Raw genomic sequence first — 22,246 nt, 5'->3', positions numbered from 1 at the left:
GGTATCGAGCGTGCGCCCGCCGGTTAAATAGTTGTTTCGCTATTGTTATGACGTTTTTAATGCCAACAAGGTCTTTTCGACTGTCAGAACTGACAGTGGTCGCTCATTCCGCAGTCCCGTAGCTTCGGTGCAAGTTTGCCTACTTGCGCAGGAGCACTGAAATGGACAACGAGATTGGAAAATCCAAGAGCGGGAATGAGCAGGAGAGCGAGAATCAAGCTCACACCAACCGCTTAACGGACGAATCTCTCGCTGATAAGGCTTCCTTCGCAGGTGTGGGCGAGGGGGAACAATATTCCGAAGTGTTCTGGGCCAACACTGTCACCACTACCCTTTATCAGACTCACCCGCGCGTGCCTTCCCTGACTACCGAACTGAAGTGTCAATACAAGTTTGAAAATGGATGGATTTATGTAAGGACCTTAAGGTACAGAATGACTACCCGATATGGGAACTGGTATCGCGCCAATATTGATTTGGCGCTCAACGCTGGTGCATATGAACGCAAAAACTCACCAGACACGATGAGCCAAGACACACAGTGGCATGACTACTCAGCTCACTTGAGCGTGCCACTTGGGGCGTATGGTGTAGAAGTTTATCTGCAAATGCGTATTCAATATGACGGAACTAATAATGATGTCGGGCCTTCGGAGGGTTGGAATCAAAAAATCGTTCCCGCACCGCCGCCTTTCATAACATCACCGAAACCAGATCAACTGGTCAGTACGTCTTTCAATGTTCAGGGAAACGGTCATCTGCCTGCTGGTACTATCTATCTGTTCGGGCTGCGTGGCCCTTTTTCAGTCGCGTTGGCCACTGCGATTCCGACAGGGGGCGGTAATTGGATTGCGTCCATTACATTGCCCTCGGACATTACGTCGTTTTATGCAGTCCAGCAGATAGGTTCTGAGAGATCGCTTGGATCCGGTGTAGTCGCGATTCGAAAATTGCAGGTTGAAATAACCTCACCCTTGGCAAACACCCTGGTGAATCACTCGCAATTGGTTTTCAAGGGGACTCGTAACAGAGAAGCAGAAATTTCGGTACAGGACGCGCGCAATAACAATGTTACGTTGACCGTAAGCGACGATTCCAACACTGACACTTGGGCGCTTCCCCTTAAGTCTGGGATATTCGTCCCCTCCGGTTATTTTTTAGTCAGAGCAAAAAACCAATCGGCCGGTCAATCTGACTCTTACTCAAACGAAGTAGCCTTGAGGATGTTGGGTTTTCCCGCCATCGATTCCGAAGTTTTGCAAGAGGCGGCTTTCGACCTTGAAGGCGATAATGGATTGCTCGGCGCCAAGGTCGAAGTTTTCGAGGATCTGAGCAACGTCCTGTTAGGTGCAAGTGAGGAGCTGACAAACGCTAATTGGCGCGTCAAATTGAAAGGCTTGGCACCGGGTCCGCTCTCTCTTGTGGTGAGACAAACGCTCCAGGGTCTCTCCTCCGGGGCACTCAAGGCGCATGGCTTCCGCATTCGTCCGCCGACGCTTGAAATACCCAAGTACGAATTTCCTTTCGCACAAACAGTGCAGTTCTCCGGCGCCGGCCACTACAACCCGAAACTCGCCACGCGAATCCGGTTTATCGTCAAAAGTTTCCCAGGCCCCACGCCACCGAACACGCCTCCCCTCGTCGACGTGCGAAACGATGGTTCCTGGGTCGTAACAGCAACAGGCTGGGGGCTGGGCAATTATTCAGTCGAGGTCGTGCAGCAGATCGCCGACAACGCCAGCGGCTGGATCGACTCGCATGCCTGTCAGTTTGATGTCAAACACTGGATTCCACAGGTCAGCGAAGTCACTCATACCCCAACCTATCGTCCGGTGTTCAGCGGCAAGGGCTACCCAGGTGCGACTGTCCGGTTTATTCGTCCTGACGGCTGGGAAATTGCTCCCAGCACGGTCGTGGTGAATGAGCGGTGGTCAAGCGCTACCCTTGATGAGTTGGGGCCGACTAAAGATCAGACAATCGGCATTCACCAGTCCATAGCGAATGTAGGTGCACCTGAACCCCTCGTGTATTCCTTTTCCATCCCGCCTCAGGCGCCAGGCCTGAATGATCCACAGGAAAACGGCCAGTCGCCAATATTTACCGGCACCTGCTGGCCGGGTGCCGAGGTACTCCTGGCCTTCAACGGCGACGGTCGGTATGTGGCTGAAACGGATGAGGGTCAATGGCGCTACGAAAAGCCCGGTGGTTTTGTACCGGGTCAATACACCGTCACTGTCACCCAGATTGCTGCCGAACAGGAGTCGGTTGCGGTCAGAAAAGACTTCGCGGTCAGCCGAAGCGTGCTGAAACCGCAGATCGACACACCGCTGGAAGGTGCCGTGGTCGCAGCGGATCTGATTGTGACCGGCAGCAACGGCATGGCCGGCGCCTCGATGCAATTGCGCGATGCGCAATATGGCAATGCACTGGGGCAACCACTGGACTTGACCGCAAATGGCCCCTGGTCGATCAACCTGACCGATCTGTCGCGGCGTTGGTACAGCATTGATGCGCAGCAAACGCTGGAGGAGCAGAAATCCGAGCCCAGTGATCCGCGTGCATTCACGGTAGCGCTACTCGCCCCACAGATCACCGTTCCCGAGCAGGACGGCACCATGCCGCGCGATGGCAGGATTGAGGGCACCGGTTGGCGCGGCGCCTACGTTGAAATATGGGACGTGGATGCGAACGTGCAACTGGCCGCCGATATCGAAGTCCAGCCTGATGGTTCCTGGCACTGGGAGTTGAAACAGTTGACCGGACACCATCAACTCTGGGCCCGGCAAGCGTTCGCGGGGACCCGGTCCGAAGAAAGCCCGATACGCAGCTACAGGGTTGTCCCGAACGCTCCTTCCATCGAAACCCCAACCGCCGACGATCATGTGGGCAGGCGAGTGTGGGTGTGCGGTTTTGGCGTACCCGGCGACAAAGTACTGGCGACACTGGGCGATGCCCGGGGCGAGGCCGTGGTCGCGGACAATCGCACCTGGTCGATGCTGTTGAACCTGAGTGTTGCAGGCGGCAATCACGCGTTGCAGGTGATTGCTTCATCCGCAGAGTTTCAATCTGAGCCGACCCTGCAGCAGCTGGCGGTGGGCACTTATCTGCCAGTCATCGAGGCGCCGCAACCAGGGCGCCAGGTCGATCGCAACCCTTGGTTCCGAGGACATGGTCGCCCGGGTGTCGGCCAACTGGTGAGCTGGTTCAATCCTGAGGTGGTCTGGCTCGAGCACGTTCCAGTGGACGGAGGGCAATGGCAGGGCCAGTCAGGACAATCGCTGCCGGCAGGTAACACTTGGTGCTGGTTTCACCAGACGCTCACTGATGACCAAGGAGAAACAGTGTCAGAGCGGGTGCTGAGTTCGCGTTTCGAGGTTGACGCTGGAGACGCGCCAGCGAAACAGCGTCGGTAGAACCCGATGAACGGTAGACAAACCTGTCAGTTCTGACAGGCGACAGTTGGCGGTCATGAGCGCTTAATTCCAGTCAATCCGACGTCGCTGCGGACAATTGGCGAGGTGGTTCAGCGCCGTCATACCCAAGGATACCGATCATGGCAGATACGCTTCGTCCCGCTCAGCAATTGCTGGACCAGATATTCGGTGAGTCAGCGTTCGCTGAAAACACCGGCCTGGCAAAGCTGCGTGCCGACCTCCAGGACAGCTCGATTTTCCCGCTGGTTAAACACAACGCCGAGGGTTTGATCAGCCGATATGGTCTGAGTCCCGTTGATGCACAAAGAATCATCCGGCCACTGCGCTCTATGGCCACCTATATCTTGCGCCAGTACATCGAGCACACCCAGCGCGGGAGCCACAGGGCGCCAGCCGAGTCTTTCAGTGGGCTGCTTTCCATAGTCGACGGTCCCAATCTGGAGCGCCTGTTTACCCCCGGGTTTGAACAGATGTGTCCTGTGGGTTCGCCCGAGGCTATTGATTCGCTGCAGGCGTATCTGGTGAACCTCTACCAGTTCGTTGACGAGATCGAGGTTGCAGGCGACCCCGCAAGCAAGCCATTGCACGATCGGCGAGCGGACCTCAAGCACCTGTTGATCGACGAGCAATCGGTGCACCAGCGCGTGTCTTCGGTCGAAGTCAGTAGTTCGATCCTGCAGACTTTCATCGACTCGAACATTCCGATAGAGGATCAGCGAGAGGCACTGATTGCTGCGCGTTATCCCAATGGTCTGCCCTACTACCAACCCTGGAGCACCATTGAAGAAGTGGTGCGCGCCCATGAGCTGTTGGCAGGTGATTTTGTGCGGGCTATCGATTTGCTGTCGCCTGGTTTCCTTCGTTCGGATAACTGGGTTGCCGGGTCAGGGGCTGCATGGGCGCATGACACGGGCCTGGGGCCCTATCAGCGCAAGCTTCTGACAGAGCCTTTCATCCCGTTCGACGCCGAAGTCTATGGGAAATTTTATACCGACAACTTCGGCGTTGAAGGCACGGATGTGTTCAACCTCAATCAGGTCAAGTTTTTTTGCGAACGGACGAAACTCGATACGCCAATGCTGACGCGCCTGTTATCGGTAGGTGCTTTCGAATCGGAACGCTCGCCAAATGTGCGGTACGACATCGCCGATGACGGTACATCCGAAAGCGGACGCTACGGTTCGGTTTATATCAATGGCGGTAAGCATCCCGGTATTGGTTTCTATGACGGTGGCAGTCAATACGCGCGAATCTACCTGGCGCCCTACACCGCTCAGGGCCTGAACGGTTTCGACCGGATGAACCGCAAGTTACGCCTGGATAAATGGTTTGAAATGCCCAGTGGCGAAGTGGATGACGTCGTGGCGGCCTTGATCAACGCCGAGCGTCGCGGCGCGGGAAACAAGCAGTGGGCGATCTCCGAAAACGTCGTTCATGGTCTGGGTCTGTTCCAGCGGTTACGCAAGCATTACAACTGTTCTGCGGCGGATTTCGCCGTGTTCGTCGACCAACTGGCGATCTATGGTCGCGGCGAAGCACTCTCGCAGTTCGATCGGATCTTCAATAGTCTGGGAAGTCACAGGGCCCCTTTTGTACTTGACGGTGAAGGCTTTGACTGGGTGCCCGCGCCGGGCATTGTCGACCTGACGATCAGTCAATTGTGCAGCGGACTGGGTATCAACCTTCAGACCTACGCCTACCTGGCTCTCGCCGTGGCCGGCGCCTACACGCCCAATCCGAAGTTGCCGCGCAGCAGGGCAGTCATTTCGAGCTTCTATCGACTGGTGGCACTGGCGCGAATGTTCGGGATCACGCCCGTAGAAGCGATTTCGCTGTTGAGCCTGGTCGGTGGGAAAGCGTGGCTTGACGGTCTGGCGGGAGAACCGAGCATCGATCCCGCAGGGGAAGGTCCGGATGCCTTGCACCTGATCGAAGCCATGCACACCTGTGTCCAGTGGTGCCGTCAAAGCGACCTGCCGGTGCTTTGGATGTTGCAGCACGTCTCGCCCTTGCTGCCGGTGAGTGAAGCAACGGATCGCGACTTGCAGTTTTTTGAACAGGTTCGCGGCTTGCTGCCCGCAGCGCTATTTTCCGAGAGCGCCCTGATGATGGCGGGCGTGCCAGTTGCAAGGGTTGATAGCTGGGTGCAATTGCTGTCGATCGAGGCCGCAGGTCTGCAGCCCCTGATTGATGATGATGGTCTGCTGCTGTCCCCACCGGGGACAGCTGAGGAATACCGCCTCTTTGTCCTGAACAAACTTCGCTGGGCGATCAGGACCGCTCTCGGCGACCTGCCCCCCGCAGAACTTGAAACGACACTCGCGATCATGCTGACAGTTTTCAATCAGGCCAGCGAGGCGCAGTCATCGATAGTCCAGGAAACCCTTGCCGTTTACGCCAATATTGCAGCCGAGCAAGTCCTGTCAACGCTCAATTGGGCTGGCGCGACAGTGTTCGGGTTATTGCGTCAGATAAAAGACTTGCCGATGACCGAAGCCGAACAACCGCGTCGCGCACGCAATGAAAGTCCCCCTGAACTGCTTGGACTTCTTGCCCAAGTGCGCCGCTTCAGTGAAATCGTCACACAGCTCGGCTTGAGCGCAAGTCTGCTGGAGGACTACCTGGCCTATGGATCACAGGCCTGGATCGGCCATCCGCCGGAAGATTTTTCGTTGTCCACACTTTACTACCTGACGGTGATGACCCAGGCGATTGCCATCAGCGAGCAGCCTGAGCAGGACTTGCTGGACTACTTTCAAGAGGTCAATGAGCTGCGTGAAGATCTCAGCGGTGATGCACTGACGCTGGCGCAAAAGGCAGCGGAAGTCAGGCTGGCGCTCTTTTTGGGCTGGAGTGTGCAAGACGTGCATGAATGTCTCTTGCACATAGTGCCGGCGACCAAGGTGCTGAAAAATCTTCCTCAGCTGGACGTTCTGATGCGCCTGCGCAGGCTGTCTGCAGAGAGTGGCATGGATGCCAAGACCATGCTTCTGATCGGCAAGCTGCCGGAAGAAGACGTCAGCAATGCATATGAAGCGGCTGCCGAGTTCGCCCTGCTCAGCGAAACCGAACCGCTGGTTCCCGTTATTCCGGGGGCGGGCGATCTGGATCAACTGGTCAACGTGGTCTGGACATTGAGCCCTGCCACGGTCATCGCCAACAAACCCGGTGAAAAAGCCACATATACCGTTACTGTCACCGACGCCAATAACAAGCCGCTCAGTGGCCTTCGCCTGAACTGGCAAACGACGCTGGGCGACATTGTCAGCAACGACACCAATCTAGAGGGTGTACTCACCGCGACCTTCACGCCGGGGGCGTTGCCGGGCAGAGAAACACCGCTCTTCTGGCCTGCACTGTTCGAACCGAGACCCGCAGGCCCCGTTGATATTGTCGTGGACCTGACCTCCATGACGCCTGAGAAGACATCACAGCTGCCGCCTGGCAGTGTCAGGATCGGCCAGACTGTCGCATTCAGCATCCAGTTGCTGGATGACTACGGCAATCCCGGCAAAAAACGCAAGGTTGAGTGGAGCTGGAGCTTGCCATCGCCAAGCGAAGGAGTCGCGGTCATTGAACCGGATCATGGCGTTACCGATGAGCAAGGCCGCTCACAGGTAGTTGTCTCCAGCCATACCGGCGGCACGTTCGAAATCATCGTGAGAAGCGCTGATAGCGGCATTGCAGCCTATTTCGATCCCATCACGTTCGAAGATAACGAGCCGGCTTCCTGAGGGTATCGCTTTTTCACACATTTGAACTCAAGCCATATTCCAAGGAGAGAGGACGATGAATTCGCATGTCACTGGCACGCTGCTGGAGAAACACCGCTCGGCATTGATCGATTTTTGTATCGGCGCACTCGCGCGCAAATCCGGGCATGATTTCCTCAAAACAGAGGCGGATCTGTCGGAGTTGTTTCGCACCGACGTGCAAAACACCCTGGCCGTAGAAACCTCCTACGTGGCAGAGGCGACGAGTTGCGCTCAGCAGTTCATCGATGCGGTATTGCACAAACTTGAGCCGGGTTACCAAAGTCACACCTTCAACCCCGAACTGCTTGAGCGTTGGAAGCTGGAAAGAACCTATTCCGAATGGGCCGCAGCGCAATTGATCCAGACTCATCCTTCCAGCTATATCAACGCCTATGTGCGTCAACGCAAAACCAGCCTGTTCAGGATTCTCGAAAACGATCTCAACCAGACCCGCCTCAGTGCCGATTCGGTTCTGATCGCGCTGCGCAACTATCTGCAAGCCTTCGAGCGGATCTGCAATCTTGATGTGATCAGTGGCTACATGGACGGCCTCGGGCCTGCCGACTCTGTTTATTGCTTCATCGGCAGAGAACGCGTTCCTCCGTACCAGTACTACGTACGCAAAGTTCGCGTCGAACTGCTCAAAAGCAGTCGCGCGGTCAATCCGGCGGCTTGGGATGAATGGCAAGCTGTCGATATTCCAGCGGTGAACGGTGTCCTGGACATGCGCCCGCTGATCTGGAACGGCCGGCTTTGCGTGGTCTGGGCTCAGTGGCGTGACAAAGTCACCGGCAAAACCGCGGAAGACTTCATCCCCCACAAGCTGGACATCAACCTGGCGTTCATGACCGAGAACGGCCAGTGGTCGGCACCGCTGAGTCTGCACAGTTCAGAACATGCCGACCCAGTGACGCGCCCCGATCCGGTCCGGCTGATCGCCACGATCTGGACCGACCATCAACACCCCAAAGGCAAGCTGGGGGTGTTGCTGACGGGGACGGTGATGGGAGCAGCAGTTGATGAAAATGGCGACCGGGAAGAGGGCAGGGCAGAGCCCAGCCCATTCAACCAGTTCGCTGTGTTCGATGTGCTGATGCGCCCTGTCACGGATTCAGGCGCATGGCTGACGTCTGCCCGGGACGACCGCTTTCTCACTGCCGAGACAGTTCAGCACCCACTGGGCAGCCAGGTCACCATCGTCAGCGAAGATGCCCCGGCCGGCAGCATGACGCCGTATCTGGATCTGAATGTCTTCGCGTTGCGAGTGGGTGAAAACGATGTGCTGACCGTCGATGGTCTATGCCGCCCGACCCCACTGGATGGCAACGACGTGATGATGAAGCTGACAATCCTCGGGGATCCGCCGGCTGGTGATCCGCCGCCTGTTGAAACCATGCAGAAACCCGCAGGCAACTGGACAATGCCACTGGGCAAATTCACGCGGACAAAAGGCACATGGCCAAATCCCACGAGTTTCTCGCTGGGCACTGATGCAGCGGGATACGGCAGGAAAAAATTCGATCTGAGCATCGTCGACCTGATGGACTTCATCCCGCCAACCCTGTTGAAAAACACCATCGATGCGGCGCAGTTTCTCGACCTCAACCTGGGCGCGGACTACGCCCTCAAGTATGTGCGGCTCAATTCCCTGTTCGGCCCCGAACTGGTGCAGCGCGCCAATATTTCTCCGGACGCGGTTCTGGATTGGCAAACGCAGCACCTGAAAGAGCCGGGTCCTACAGGCATTCCTGCATTCGAAGAACCCAACGGGCCTTTTGACGGTGCCAATGGCCTGTTCTTCTGGGAACTGTTTTTCCACGCGGTGCATCTGGTGGCAACACGACTGCGCGATGAGGATCGGTTCAGCGATGCGCAGCAATGGCTGCATTACCTGTTCGCTCCCCACGCTCCTGCCGACCCCGACACGGTGCCAGATGCCCGTCCGAGCTACTGGCGTTGCCGTCCGTTGACCGGTCCAGGCAACTCTGGTGCCGAGAGCCTTGCCCCGCTGGACCCGGATGCCATCGCCTATTCCGAGCCGAAACATTACAGGCTTGTAGTATTTGTCGAATACGTGAAAAACCTGATGGCATGGGGAGACTGGTATTACCGCCAGTTGACTCGCGAAAGTCTTGCCGCTGCCCATCTGCGTTACGTACAGGCCGGTTTTTTCATGGGCAAGCCACCCTCGGGGAGTACCGTCAGCCGTTGGCAGGCGGTCACTTTGGGGGCGCTGCTGGAAGACTGCAGCAAACGCCCGGATCTGGAAAAGTTTGAAAGCGAATTTCAGTTCAGTCTGGCAGACATTCCCGCAGGCTCTGATGTCGCCCCACAGTTGGGCCTGTTGGCCTGCGGCCCTTTCAAAATTCCGATCAATCAGGTGTTGGTCGACTGGATCGAGGCGCCGCAAAAGCGCCTGTTCAATCTGCGCAACAATCTGACCATTGACGGTCGTCCGCTGGACATACCGTTGTTCAGCCCGCCGGCTGATCCCAACCAGTTGTTGCGTGACCGGGCAGCCGGCAGCAATGGCAGACCGCGCTCGATGGGGCAGACGCGGGTCATCGCTTTCTATTGGCGGGTAGCCTTCGAACTCGCCTTGCGGGCGGTGGAAACCATGCAGCAGTTTGCCGCAGAGATACTCAACGTGCTGGAGCGCCGTGATCGCGCTGAACAAGAGGAACTGCAGCAAAGCCATCTCGTCGAGCTGGGCAATTACGCGCTGACCGTGCAAGAGCAGACCATTGCCCAGATGGAGGCGGTAGTCGTATCGCTTACCGAAAATCGGCAAAAAGCCGTCGAGCTTGCTCAAGCGTATGCGACACGCTACGAAGAAAACGTATCGGACGCCGAGTATGCAGTCATGTCCAACCTGCAACGCTCCAAGGAACTGGCGATGCAGTCTTCTGCGCTCAGAACGGCGGGCGGAGCGGTCGCAGCGCTGCCGAAGATTTTCGGCATGTCCAATGGCGGCGCGCTGCCTGAGCAAATACTGTTTGCCTCTGCCGACCTGTTCAATATTTTGTCGATCGGCGCGCAGGCGGATGCCGACAAACAAGGCACCAACGAAACCTATCGCCGGCGACGCAATGACTGGGCACTGCAACGTGACCAGGCACTGGCGGAGGTACGCGCAATCGATGCGCAAATCGTAGCGCAGAATCATGCTGTGGCCGCCGCCCGAATCAACCTCGCACAGACGCTCAGGGCGAACGGTCAGGCGGTGACGATGTACAACTTCCTGAAAAAACGTGCGACCAATGCCGAGCTGTTCAACTGGATGCTCGGCCAGCTCAAGGCGTTGCACTATCAGGCCTACGATGCGGTGGTCAGCCTGTGCCTCAGCGCACAGGCGTCACTGAGCGCGGAAACGGGTAATTACGCAGTAAACCCGCCGCCCCAGGTGTTGCATGACCAATATCATGGACTGACCGCCGCCAATCATCTGCGCAATTACCTGCTGCTGCTGGAGCGTGAGTATGTGCAGCGCACCGAGCTGAAGCTGCAATTTGTGAGGACCATCTCGTTGCGCTCGTTGTGCGATGACGTTACTGACCCTCAACCCGGTATCGAAAACTGGGCGCACGCGCTGAAGCAGCTATGCGATACCGGAGCGCTGGAATTCAGACTCACGCAGTTGCTCTTCGACCGTGATTATCCGGGGCACTACTGCCGTCAGATCAGTTCAGTGGCTGTCACGCTGCCGGTCGTCGCCGGGCCATTCGAGAACACGCGAATGATTTTGACGCAGGTGAGCAATATGACGGCCACTCAGGCCACGGCGCAATCGGTACAGTATTTGCTCGACCCGACAGGGGATGTAGCGCCCGTCGATGTTGTGCATAACGTGCGCAGCGGTCAGCAAATCGCGATTTCGCTGGCCGTCGGTGATGACGGCACGTCTGCGGTGAAACCGGAAGAGGGCCTGCTGCGGCCTTTCCAGTTTACCGGCCTGATCGGCACCTTCTCGTTGTATTGCCCCTGGTTTGACCGGGCTCGCCAGGCGCAACAGCTTGCCAGCCTGACTGACATCATTTTCGAGATTCACTACACAGCCAGAGCCGGCGACCCGACGTTTACCCAAAAAGTCATGGATCTGGTGATTGAAGCGGAAGAAAACGCAGAAGCTGCGGGCAAGGGAGGGCGCGGTCATGCCTGAAGCGATCATCCATGCACGCGAGAACCTGGTGAACGATGGCGAGTTTCTCCAGGGTTTGAGGCTGTGGCAGAAGCAGGGGCGCGTCGATAAGGAATCCGAGCCTTATCAGGGTAAGGATCAATCCTTTCTGGCTGCGCGTAACGAAGGCAAAGCGTGGCAAGACATCACCTTGCCCAAGTCATCGGCTGACGATACGCGTTATGTCCTGAGCTTCCTCTGGGAAACCCGCCACACTCAGCCGGGCTTGCTGTCGGTGCACAAAAATGGCGTCCGGGTCGAACACTTCGAGCTGCCGCCCGGCAACGCCCGCGACCGCGAGCAGGACCAGATCCGTCTCAACGCCGGGCTCCCGCTGGATTTGAAACCGAACCTTTTCCGTGAACCGTTGATGTCATCGTTTGTTGCGGGCGATGTTTTGCGAATCGAGATAAGCAGTCCGAAAAACGCCCCTTCCTCACGGGAAAAAGTCTGCATCACCTGCATTGATCTGCAATTGGAACTTGATGAACCGAAAGTGCAGAGCATCATCCTGGATGGACATGCCCGCACGGCCGGCGCTCCGCTTTATCTGTGCCTGGGCTCCGAGATCCTCGGCGGGCACCGGGTGCGGTTCTGCCTGGCGGATGATAGTCCGTGGCTCGGCACTCAGGCAGCACTGGCCATTGCGAACAATCCCATGGGAGCAGTCACTGCTGAGCCCCGCTGGGAAACCAACCAGCCACTGACCGACGAATGGGTCATCAACTGCCCGCTGCTGGACGATGCGCAAGACTATGCATTCACATTGAACCTGATCAATCAGTACACCGCCGAGCCCTATGCGATGCAGGTGTCTTTGGGGCATCACCGTCTGGTGTTTCAGGAAACGCGAGAGGCGGCTTATTACCCGTTGCTCGGCGAAAGTGTTTCCCTGGGCGTGAAAGTGGTGTCGCCTTACACCGGTCAGGGCGTTGGCGGGCGGACTGTAAACTGGTCGATCGCGGGTGACGTCATTGGCGCCTGCATTACCGATCAGCAGGGTTGGGCGTATATCGATTATTCGCCCACCAGCGAGCATGTGGGCGATGTGGTGATACAGGCTTCGGTTGCAAGTCCTTATGACGTTGACGGGGTGGCGAGGGAAGATTTCGCGGTCAAGGTTCTGGCTGAAAGCCCATGGCTGCATCTTGTGATTTTTGAAAACGGGGTCATTACCGAATGGCCGGAGGACGGCTACCCAAATCGTGGTTCGGCGCACATCATTGATGTATCCATACCCAGGGACAACCCGTTGCGAGACCTGCCGATTTCGCTGCATTGGTCCGGCGACCCCGCCGACGATTTGGGAATAGCCGTCGAGCCGGCACTGGGTGAATGGCAAGAACCAGCGGCCGGCCTGCGTTGGTCGCTTGCTGCGCAGGACAAGGTCGATGGCCAGTTCGGTCTGTTTCTGGTGTGCTCCAGATTACTGAAACCGTCACCGATAAAACGCATGTTCCTGGCACGCAACAAAGTCGAAATCGGCGAGGTCCGCGACGCGGACAGATCGCCCGTACTGGATGAAAACGAAAGCGCGCTGCTGCGGCTGCAGGTCATTCATCACACCGACAGCGGCGAGAAAAACGGCGTCATCGGCGCGCAGGTCGAATGGAGCATGCCGGGGGGCCAAACCGTCCATACGACCTCAGGCTGCGACGGCTGGGCGGGGGCGTGGTGCAAGCCCCTGGAGGTGGGGGAAACCACCGTCGATGTCAGCGTCAGGGCGCATTCCCAGGCGCCATCCGTTCCCTGGTCATTCAAGGTCAATGCGATCGCGACCAGCCCCTGGAACAGCAGGGTGCGGATTTTGCTTGATGGTGCCGAGGTCGAGCGCAACACCCTTGGCCTGCTCTGCCATCGCGGGCAGAAACATGAGCTGGAGATCTTGCCGCTTACGGAAGATTGGCGTGACCGCAACGTCAGCCTGCACTGGCGCGGCGACGATCCTCGGATCGGTCTGCACATTCCTGAATTGGATGTGGCCAGACCTCTCACCGGTCAAGGCCTGAGGTGGACGCTCGATGCTACTGAAAGTGACGTGAGCAGCCTCTTTCAATTGAGGCTGCACATTGACGGCAACGAGGCGGATCGAGAGTTGACCGGGCGGCTGTTCTGGCAGGAACCGAGCCGGGAAATGAGCCTGATGCTCGACCAGATCCACGCCGCGCTGGATACACAGGCTTTTTATCCGTGTCTCGCAGCGGCGCACGACTTCAAGGTCCTGCCCCAGGCTTTGAGTCCACTCACCGGGCTGGATATCGCGTTGGTATGGTCGGGAACTGCGGCAGAGGAACTGGACGCGCAAGTATTTCCAGCATTGGACTCGACGCAGAAATTGACTGACGGTGGTTTCGTCTGGTCGCTGGATTTCTCCCGTAGCGCCCGGCCCGGGAAGTTTCAGTTAACCGTGTCGCTGCCCCAGCTGGCCCTGTCATCAGAGGGCAAACCCATGGACCTGGCGCACAACAAGCTGCGAATCGCGCAATGGCACGAGACCACGGTGACTCCGGTGGTGGGTGGAGAATCGTTATGTCTGTGGGCTCGTGTGATCTCGGCATTCTCAGGCCTTGGTGTCGGCCAGATTCCGGTGCAATGGAAGGGCAGCGCCGAACAGGTCGAGCCCACCGATGAGGAGGGGTGGAGTGCTTATGCCCACGCGCCTGCAGCCGCCGGAGAACAGGCAATCACCGCAGCGATATACAGCCCTTATAACGCGTCCAGCGAACAGCGCTCGATGAAGGTCAGGGCATTGGCCAGCGATCCCTGGAAGGGCCTCACGATCAGCGTTGACAGGGGAGAGCCGCAAGCCTTTGGTGAAAAAGTCCTGTTCGCACGCCGCTCGCTTGATTACCGGATCGAAGTGAATGCCGACGAGGGAAGTCAGTTATTCGAACGCAATCTGAGCCTGGGTATTGCCGACAGAGGGCCATCTGCATTTGGCATCCGCGGTCTTGACTCCGTATTGGGTGTCCCGAAACCCTTCAGCGATTCCGGCCTCGTGTACGAGTTCAGCGTTGGCGACGAGAACAACGGTAGCTTCGGTTTTTATTGTGCTGCCGAAGATCTGGCAAGTCTGTCGCCGATTCATGCCGTCTCGGTGGGCGAAGGCTCGCAAATGATGACCATCGCCGAGCGCTCGCGAGTTCTTCGGACACTGTTCTGGGGTGACACCGTATCCGAGCAGATTACGCTGGTCTCGATTGACGGGAACAAGCCGATGCGCGGCACAACGGTGGTCTGGAGCCATCCGGATTTCGGTGAGCGGGTCACCACGACCGACTATTACGGCGTGGCGCGCATTGCTTTTGTGCCTACTTCTCCAGGCGCTTGGTCGCTGACGGCGAGGGCGGGGGATGGGCTATATTCGGAGTCGCTTTCGTTGCCGTTTTTTCTCCAGGAGCCTCGAGAGATCAAAGAGCTGGTCTGTGATGAACCTTCCGGTTATCCCGGGCAAAAGATCATCGTTCAGGCGTTGGTGGTTTCGGCTATCACCGGCGAACCTTTGAGCAATGTCGAAGTGATGTGGGATTACGACAACAAAGCCTTGCCGGCGACCAAGACGGGAGCCGACGGCTGGGCCACGCTTGGCTTCATCCTGGAGGCGCCGGGGGAGGCGGCCCTATGGGCGACGGTAACGGGAGGGGTTGCGGGCTGGGATGTGAGTTGGCTGGCACTAAATATCGTTGAGCGTGCAGCGGCCGTAGCGTCTGTTGTTGCGTCGCGAAATCCGGTTCCCTTGCAGACATACGTCAGCATGACTGCATTGATTGTGGCCAAGGGAAGCCAGGAACCCATGCCCGGACGAAGAATCCTGGCCTCCACTAATGGAGCAACGTTCGTTCAAGCTCTTACCGATCATCAAGGGCGATACACCTCCCATTGGCGCCCGATGAGCATTGACGAGAAGATTTCCCTGGTCGTCAAAGTAGAAAACAGCGACGGTACTTCGCACAGCGGCGCTGTGTATGTTTCGGTCACCAGTTGAACTGAAACTGTCAAATCGCAGCGGTTTTTTTCCATTGCATGTAACGCGTCACCAGCTCGGCCCCCAGCTCGGCGGGCCGGACATCCATCACCGTGATTCCATGAGCCGTGAGCCGCTCATGCTGTTGCGAGCGGTCATTCAGGAAGTCGATGGTGCCGCAGTAGGCGAGCGCCTCGGGCAGCGTTTGCACCGGTGCCTGACGTAACGTGTCCAGCGCTTCTTCGCGCAGACTGGCCACCAGCACCCGGTGTGTTGCGCTCAACCGTCTGACCGCGCCCAGCAGTTGATCATCGTCATCGCGCACATTGGTCACCAGCACCACCAATGCCCGGCGTTTTTGTCGGGCCAGTAACTGGCTGGCGGCGGCCTGATAATCGGCAGGGCGTCGCGTAGGTTCGAGGTCATACACGGCGTTGATCAAGACGTTCAGCTGGCCGCTGCCTTTGACTGGTGTCACATGGCGCGGCGCATCACCGGCAAAGGTACTCAGCCCCACCGCATCCCCCTGTCGCAGCGCAACATAAGCGAGCAACAGACAGGCATTGAGCGCGTGATCGAAGTGCGACAGCTCACCGTCCTGGCTGCGCATCTGCCGGCCGCAATCGAGCAGAAAGATGATCTGTTGATCGCGTTCATCTTCGTACTCCCGGGCAATCGGCGTGCGTTGGCGCGCGGTGGCTTTCCAATCGATCTGGCGCAGGCTGTCGCCTTCGCGGAATTCGCGCAGTTGATGAAATTCCTGACCCTGCCCGCGACGTTGCCGCTGGCGTATGCCGAGCTGGCTCAGCCAGTTGTCGACGGCGCGTAATTCACCCCCGTAGAGCCGGGTGAAGTCGGGATACACACGGGTCTGATCGGCGACCTCGATCAGGCGTTTGCCTGACCATAAGCCCAAGGGACTCGGCAGATTGACTTCGCACTGCTCGAAGCGCAGATGCCCGCGTCTGGTCGGGCGCAGACGGTATCGGATCTGGCTCGAATGACCGGGTTGGAGCTCGACGACCAATGGCAGATGTTCGAACGCGAGGCCCTCGGGGACGTGGTCGAAAAGATCGATGTTCAGTGGCTCGGCAAACTCATGGGCAACTTCCAGTTGCACCTCTGCCCAGCGCCCCAGTGCCAGGCTGCCGGGTATTTGCCGTCTGATGCGCGGCGAGGGCAGACGTCTGAGGCGCACCGCGTCAATAACGGCCAACGCCAGAAGTGCGAGCAGTAACCCCCAGTTGATCGAAATCAGGCTCGAGGGGAGCTCTGTGTCGAGTGCCTGAAGTGCGCCGAGCACAATGCTGAACACCAGCAGCAGCGCCAGCCAGATCAGCAGCAGTCGCGAGGGTTTCACAGGCGCGGCGCCGGCACTTGGTCGAGCAATTGCGCAAGCACCTGATCGACCTGCAGACCTTCGATGTCCAGCTCTGGTGCAACACGCACGCGGTGGCGCAGCACCGCCAGCGCGCAGCCTTTGATGTCATCCGGAATGACAAATTCGCCGCCGCGCAACAACGCCCGGGCACGAGCACACCGAACCAATGCAATCGAGGCGCGCGGTCCGGCGCCGAGGGTCAGCCCCGGCCAGGTGCGGGTGCTGCGCGCCACACGCACGGCATAGTCGAGGACCTGATCGTCCAGCGGCAAATCACTGGCGATGCGTTGCAGGGCTTGCACGTCCTTGGCCTGCAACACCGTGCGCAGCGGTTGCACATCGAGCATGTCGGCGCGGGTCGAACGACAGACCTGACGGACCATGTTCAACTCCTGATCGGCGTCGGGATAATCCATGCGCACCTTGAGCATGAAGCGGTCGAGTTCGGCTTCCGGCAGTGGATAGGTGCCTTCCTGTTCGATCGGGTTCTGCGTCGCCAATACCATGAACGGTTGCGCGATGGGCAGCGCGCGACCTTCGAGTGTCACCTGACGTTCCTGCATGGCTTCGAGCAGTGCCGCCTGGGTTTTCGCCGGGGCGCGGTTGATCTCATCGGCCAGCAGCAGATTGGTGAATAACGGGCCTTTGCGCAGCTTGAACTGTTCGGTCTGCAGGTCGTACACGGCGTGACCGGTGACGTCGCTGGGCATCAGATCGGGGGTGAACTGGATGCGCGCAAACTCGCCGCCGAAACAGCGTGCCAAGGCCCGCACCAGCAAGGTCTTGCCCAGACCGGGCACGCCTTCGAGCAGCACATGGCCGCCGGCAATCAGCGCGGTCAGGACGTCGTCGACCACCGCTTCCTGGCCGATCAGTGCCTTGTTCAATTCGTTGCGCACCGCCTGCGCCAACTGGCTGGCACGCTGGCGTTGCTGGGCGGCATGCGTCGCGCTGCCGGGCTCGATCTGTTCAGTCATAACGCGTTCCTCAAAGTTTGCAGATGAGCGACCTGACGGCTGAATTCGGCGCTGGACAATCGCTGCTTCGGTCGTGGGCTCAGGGCCTGGCTGATGGCGCGGGTGGGTTGCCGGGTCAGGCGCGATAGCGCCAGCCATTGTTCGGCCACATTCAATTGATCAAAACCGGGATGGCGGCGGCGGGCACGGCGCAGGATGTCTTGTTGCAAGGCTTGCAGCAGCGCCTGCTGGTCGTTGTGGCGCAGGAGGAAATCGGCGCTGGCGCGCAAATGTTCGAGCAATTGTCGGCGACCCGCTGGCGCCGGCATTTGCACGGGGCCGTGACGCACGCCGGCCTGCCACAAACACAGGCCGATCAAGGCGAACAGGGCGACGATAGCCTGCGGGAAGTAGCGCCAGAGCAGCGTCCACAAACCGTCGTGCACCGTGTTGTAAATCAGCGTGACGTCGGTGTCGGCGCTCAGGTACCAGAGCAGCCAGGCGTTGTCGTATTTGCCGATAGCCGGGGTTTTCCACAGCTCGGCATCGGTGACCACCGTGATCGTGCCGAGGCCGTACACCCGTTGCATCATGTGCGTGGCTTTGGCGCTGTTGGCCCAGGCTTGCGCGACATTGTTCGGGTCGTCGAGGTGGAAGTCGGTGTCGAAACCGGCGTAGGCCGGCGCGTCTTCATCTTCCAGATACAGTTTGGTCAGTTTCGGGAAGCGGTCCTTTTCCCCGTCCTCGGGAGGATCTTTCAAGTCCTTGCTCAGCGATTGGTGCAGTTGCACCTTATCGAGCAGCAGATCATTACTTTGCCCGGTTTGCGCATCCCACAACGATTCGGCGACGAACACCAGACGTCCTCCGGCGCGAGTCCAGTTCAGCACCTGATCGACTTCACGCGGCGTCATCCGTGCGCGCTCGCCGAACAGCAACAAGGTGTGGCTGTGCGGATCAATCTGCGGCAGCACCGTCAAGGTCTCGGCGTGGCTGACCGCGAGGCCGCGCTCGCGCAGGAAAATTTCTGCCGCCAGATACGGGTTGGCTTGCGCCGTGGGGGAGGGGCCGTGATCGACGACTTCCTGATACGGGCGTGCTTTGAGAAACAGAAAAAGACTCAGACCGCCGAGCAGCAACAGCGCCAATGCACCCAGCGACCAGCCGATGCGCCGGTTCAATGCCGAGCCCCTTCACTGAACAATTCACGCCAGCCGTTGCACAGTTCGGCTCGCAGGTGCGCGGCCGGAACCCGGTGCCCGTAGGCCATGTTCTGCCAGTGAACAGTGAGGTTGCGGCTATAGGCGAGCAGGTCCGGGCGTTGCAATTGCTCGATGCGGTTGAGGATCTGGCTCTCGGTGTCGGCGGCTTTGAGCGTCAGGTCGAAATCATGCAGCAGATGGCTGAGCAGGCCGCGATAGAGCAGGCCCAGCGCGGCGCGAGGTTCGCTCAGCCACAATTGTTCAGCACTGGCGGCGATGTCATCGGGAAGGGTTTCACGGTTCAGATCCAGCCCGAAGACGTGTGGCGGCGCCGGTGGTTTGCTGCGCGAGGGCAGGTTCGGGCGACGACTGACGAAGGCCCGGAGAAATTCGCGATAACGCCAGACCAGCCAGCCCAGCGCGGCAATCAGCGCGCCCCACAACAGCACTTCAATCACGTTCGCCAAGGCATCAAGGTGTCGACCGTCGAGCCAACCGAGAAGGGTTTTCAGCCACTGCGGAGCCTCACCCGGTTGCGCGTCCTTGGCCGGGCTTGCCGGGTCGTCTCCGAAGCGATAGCGGGTGACGCTTTCCTTGTTCTTGAACGGCGGTTGTTCGAGCAGCGACTGGATGCTGTCGCGCGATGCCTGACTGGTCAGCGGCTGATTGAGCAACCGTGGAGCATCCGGCGCATCGCTGGCCCATACCGGTTGCAGGTTCGGCAGCAGCAGACACGCCGCCAACAACACACCGAGCACGCCGTTGTTCAAGCGCTGGCGCAAACGGCGGAAGACCAGCTCTATGTCCCAGGCTTCCAGTTGCGTGCGCCGGTTCAGGTAGAGGCTGAAGCCGCAGGCGACATAGATCGGCTCCCAGACGACCAGAATCAGCGCGTAAAACGCGTTGGTCAGGTGTTCCAGCCAGCGCCAGTCCTGATCGGCGGCGAGCAGCAGCGACTGCCAGTCCCAGTCGGTTTCGATCTGCTGCGGCAGCAACATATAGAACAGCAGCATCAGGCCGATCCACAGTGCGGTTTCCAGATGCACGCCAATAATCGTCAACCATTGCGCAGCGCCGCCGTTGCGTTGCAGCAGCACCTGCAGCCGTTGTTGCCTGGCCTCGCCGTCGAGACCTTCGAGTTGCATCACCGGCAGTACAAAGCTGCGGCTCAGACTCAGCCGGCGCCAGGTCAGACTGGCCAGCAGTTGCGGCTTGAGCAGGCGCGGCCATTCACGCAAGGCTTGTTTGAGGGTTGGCGTTTCACCGAACAGCGCTTTGGAGAGGATGTACAGCGGCAGGCGTTCGTAGGCCGGTTTCAGCCACCAGAAAATGAACACCGCCAGCGATGGCGACTCCCACAGCAGCAGGCTGAGCAGAGCGAACAGCGGCAGGGTGACGATCGCCCAACTGGTCATCAACAACCGGCGATGCTGCTGGCTCATCAATACGCCCAGGTCCATGGCTTCCCAGGTCGTGCGCGGGCGGATCACCACGCTGGCGTCACTCAGGCGCATGGCGGGTCCTTCCGGCAAACAGCAGATATACCGCGACGGCCAGCCACAGAGCAGCGCCGACGGCGTATTTGGTCAGCGGCGTGACACTGGTTTTCGACGACCAATAAGCCTCGATAAATGCAGCGGTCAACAAGAACAGCATGACCCCGCACACCAGCCTTACGCTTTTGCGCGCAGCCAGGCGCAGTGCCTCATCGCGCGTCAGGCGTCCCGGTGCAATCAGCGCCCATCCCAGCTTCAGGCCCGCTGCTCCGGCGAGAGCGATGGCGGTCAGTTCGAATGCACCGTGAGCGATCACGAACGACCAGAAGGTCTGGCCAAAACCGATTTCGCTGAGGTGTCCGGCCACCGCGCCGATGATCATGCCGTTGTAAAGCAGGAAGAAACCACTGCCAACGCCCATCAGCAAACCGCTGGCGAAGGTCTGAAAGGCAATGCCGATGTTGTGCATCACGTAATAGCCGAACATCACCCAGTCTTCACTCGCCGCTCGCTCGGCCGAGCGTCCGAGGTGGCCGGCAACGGGGTCGTACATGCCTTGCATCTCGCGCACCTGTTCGGCCGGAATAAGGTTGTAGATCAGTTCCGGGAACAGGTAAACCAGCACCGCGAAACCGATCAGGCTGCCGAAGAACAGCAGGCTGGCGACCGCGACGAAGCGCCACTCTTCGCGCACCAGTCGCGGGAAGTCGGCGAGAATAAAACTGATGATTTGCGCACCCAGGCGACTGCGATGCCGATACAGCTGTTGATGGCCGCGCAGCACTTGCTGTTGCAACGAATCGATCAGAAAACTGCTGTAGCCGCGCGCCTGGGCCAGGGCCAGATGGTGGCAGAGACGCCGATAGGCCTTGGGGAAATCGTTGACTTGCGCTGTGTCTTTGCCTTGTTCGAGGCGTTCGAGCGCCACGGCGAAGCGCTCCCATTCGACCTTGTGGCGACTTTCGAACAGGCTCTGCTTCATGGGGTCGGCCCCAACAGACTGCGCGCAATGCCATTGAGTTCGGACACCGCTTTGGGCGCAGAGATATGCAGCGGCTGAGCCAGCAATGCCGCCAGCTCATTGACCCGGGCCGGCGATAGCTGCGCCTGACGTTCGGCGAAACCGAGCACCGCGCGTTGTTCGCGTAGCGTGAGTGCAAAGGGGCAGGGGCGAGGTTCGGCGTCAGGCAGTTGCGGGCGGCTCAGCGGCCTCTCGCTGTAAACCACCAGCGTGCCGGCGGCAAGATCGCCGAGGCGCTTGAAGGTCGGGTGTTGCAGGCAACTGAGCGCACCGAGGAAATAGCCGAAGGGCAGCAGATCGACAAAGCGCAGCAGGTTGCGCAGCAGTGAGGCCGACCAGCCGATCGGCGTGCCGTCGTCGTGCACAACGCGCAAGCCCATGCACTGTTTACCCGGCGAGCGGCCCTGACGCAGCACCTCGAACAACACCATGTACCACCAACTGATGGCAAACAGCAGTAAAGAGCCGAGGCCCATGCCAAGCTTGCCGAGAAATGCCAGTGCGATAAACAGCACGCCCAGAATCAGGCCGCGAATGCCCAGATCGATGGCGAATGCCACGGCGCGCACCATCAACCCGGCAGGGCGCAATGGCAGGTCGATGCCTTCCGGCGTTTCGACCTGATGCCGCGTATCCAGCGGTGCTTTCCTTGGCGGTGCTGTGGGCTCGAGCATGGGCTACCTGATGTTCGCCTGTTCGGGATGCAAGTGCGCCTGATGCTAGCAGCCTCTCGGGTGTGGGAGCGAGCCTGCTCGCGAATGCGCAGGATCAGTCAGCCTATGTGCAACTGACGGAAAGCCTTCGCCAGCAGGCTCGCTCCCACAATATCGATGCATTCCAGTTGTAGGAATCTGGAGAAA

General features: G+C 59.0%; 10 protein-coding genes. 4 read left to right on the top strand and 6 right to left on the bottom strand.

The annotated features are described in order from the left end of the window. The first annotated feature begins 161 nt into the window (after positions 1 to 161). The 4 genes from AB4N53_RS13545 to AB4N53_RS13530 all read left to right on the top strand — a co-directional run bounded on the left by AB4N53_RS13545 (position 162) and on the right by AB4N53_RS13530 (position 15,351). Positions 162 to 3,413: a hypothetical protein gene (locus AB4N53_RS13545; RefSeq protein ID WP_460121059.1), complete on the top strand. Its 3,252-nt coding sequence runs from the start codon at positions 162 to 164 to the stop codon at positions 3,411 to 3,413. Between the two features lie 140 nt (positions 3,414 to 3,553). Next, on the top strand, positions 3,554 to 7,168 hold the full coding sequence (locus AB4N53_RS13540) for a Tc toxin subunit A (RefSeq protein ID WP_460121057.1): 3,615 nt from the start codon (positions 3,554 to 3,556) through the stop codon (positions 7,166 to 7,168). Positions 7,169 to 7,223: 55 nt separating this feature from the next. Further along, positions 7,224 to 11,348: a Tc toxin subunit A-related protein gene (locus AB4N53_RS13535; RefSeq protein WP_460121055.1), complete on the top strand. Its 4,125-nt coding sequence runs from the start codon at positions 7,224 to 7,226 to the stop codon at positions 11,346 to 11,348. Further along, positions 11,341 to 15,351 carry a hypothetical protein gene (locus AB4N53_RS13530; RefSeq protein WP_460121053.1) on the top strand — a complete coding sequence of 1,337 codons (4,011 nt, stop codon included), beginning with the start codon at positions 11,341 to 11,343 and terminating at the stop codon, positions 15,349 to 15,351. The genes AB4N53_RS13535 and AB4N53_RS13530 overlap by 8 nt, the downstream gene beginning before the upstream one ends. A 10-nt stretch (positions 15,352 to 15,361) precedes the next feature. On the opposite strand, the gene AB4N53_RS13525 is transcribed toward AB4N53_RS13530, so the two are convergent. The 6 genes from AB4N53_RS13525 to AB4N53_RS13500 are packed head-to-tail and all read right to left on the bottom strand — an operon-like array spanning position 15,362 to position 22,060. Beyond that, positions 15,362 to 16,690, bottom strand: a complete 1,329-nt coding sequence (locus AB4N53_RS13525) for a DUF58 domain-containing protein (RefSeq protein WP_460121051.1) — start codon at positions 16,688 to 16,690, stop codon at positions 15,362 to 15,364. Further along, entirely contained in the window at positions 16,687 to 17,688 is a 1,002-nt protein-coding gene (locus AB4N53_RS13520) for an AAA family ATPase (protein ID WP_460121049.1), read from the bottom strand. The genes AB4N53_RS13525 and AB4N53_RS13520 overlap by 4 nt, the downstream gene beginning before the upstream one ends. Next, a complete protein-coding gene (locus AB4N53_RS13515; RefSeq protein ID WP_460121047.1) occupies positions 17,685 to 18,848 on the bottom strand; it encodes a DUF4350 domain-containing protein in 1,164 nt (387 codons plus the stop codon). Before AB4N53_RS13515 ends, AB4N53_RS13520 begins: the two co-directional genes overlap by 4 nt. Then, positions 18,845 to 20,383: a DUF4129 domain-containing protein gene (locus AB4N53_RS13510; protein WP_460121046.1), complete on the bottom strand. Its 1,539-nt coding sequence runs from the start codon at positions 20,381 to 20,383 to the stop codon at positions 18,845 to 18,847. The genes AB4N53_RS13515 and AB4N53_RS13510 overlap by 4 nt, the downstream gene beginning before the upstream one ends. Beyond that, positions 20,370 to 21,347, bottom strand: coding sequence for a stage II sporulation protein M (locus AB4N53_RS13505; protein WP_460121044.1), 978 nt, complete (start codon positions 21,345 to 21,347; stop codon positions 20,370 to 20,372). Before AB4N53_RS13505 ends, AB4N53_RS13510 begins: the two co-directional genes overlap by 14 nt. Beyond that, entirely contained in the window at positions 21,344 to 22,060 is a 717-nt protein-coding gene (locus AB4N53_RS13500; protein WP_460121042.1) for an RDD family protein, read from the bottom strand. Before AB4N53_RS13500 ends, AB4N53_RS13505 begins: the two co-directional genes overlap by 4 nt. Positions 22,061 to 22,246: the final 186 nt, after the last annotated feature.

The sequence above is a fragment of the Pseudomonas sp. H3_E04 genome (assembly GCF_054668915.1).
The sequence above is the reverse complement of the archived record's forward strand: the minus strand, read 5'-3'. Positions and strand labels throughout refer to the sequence as shown.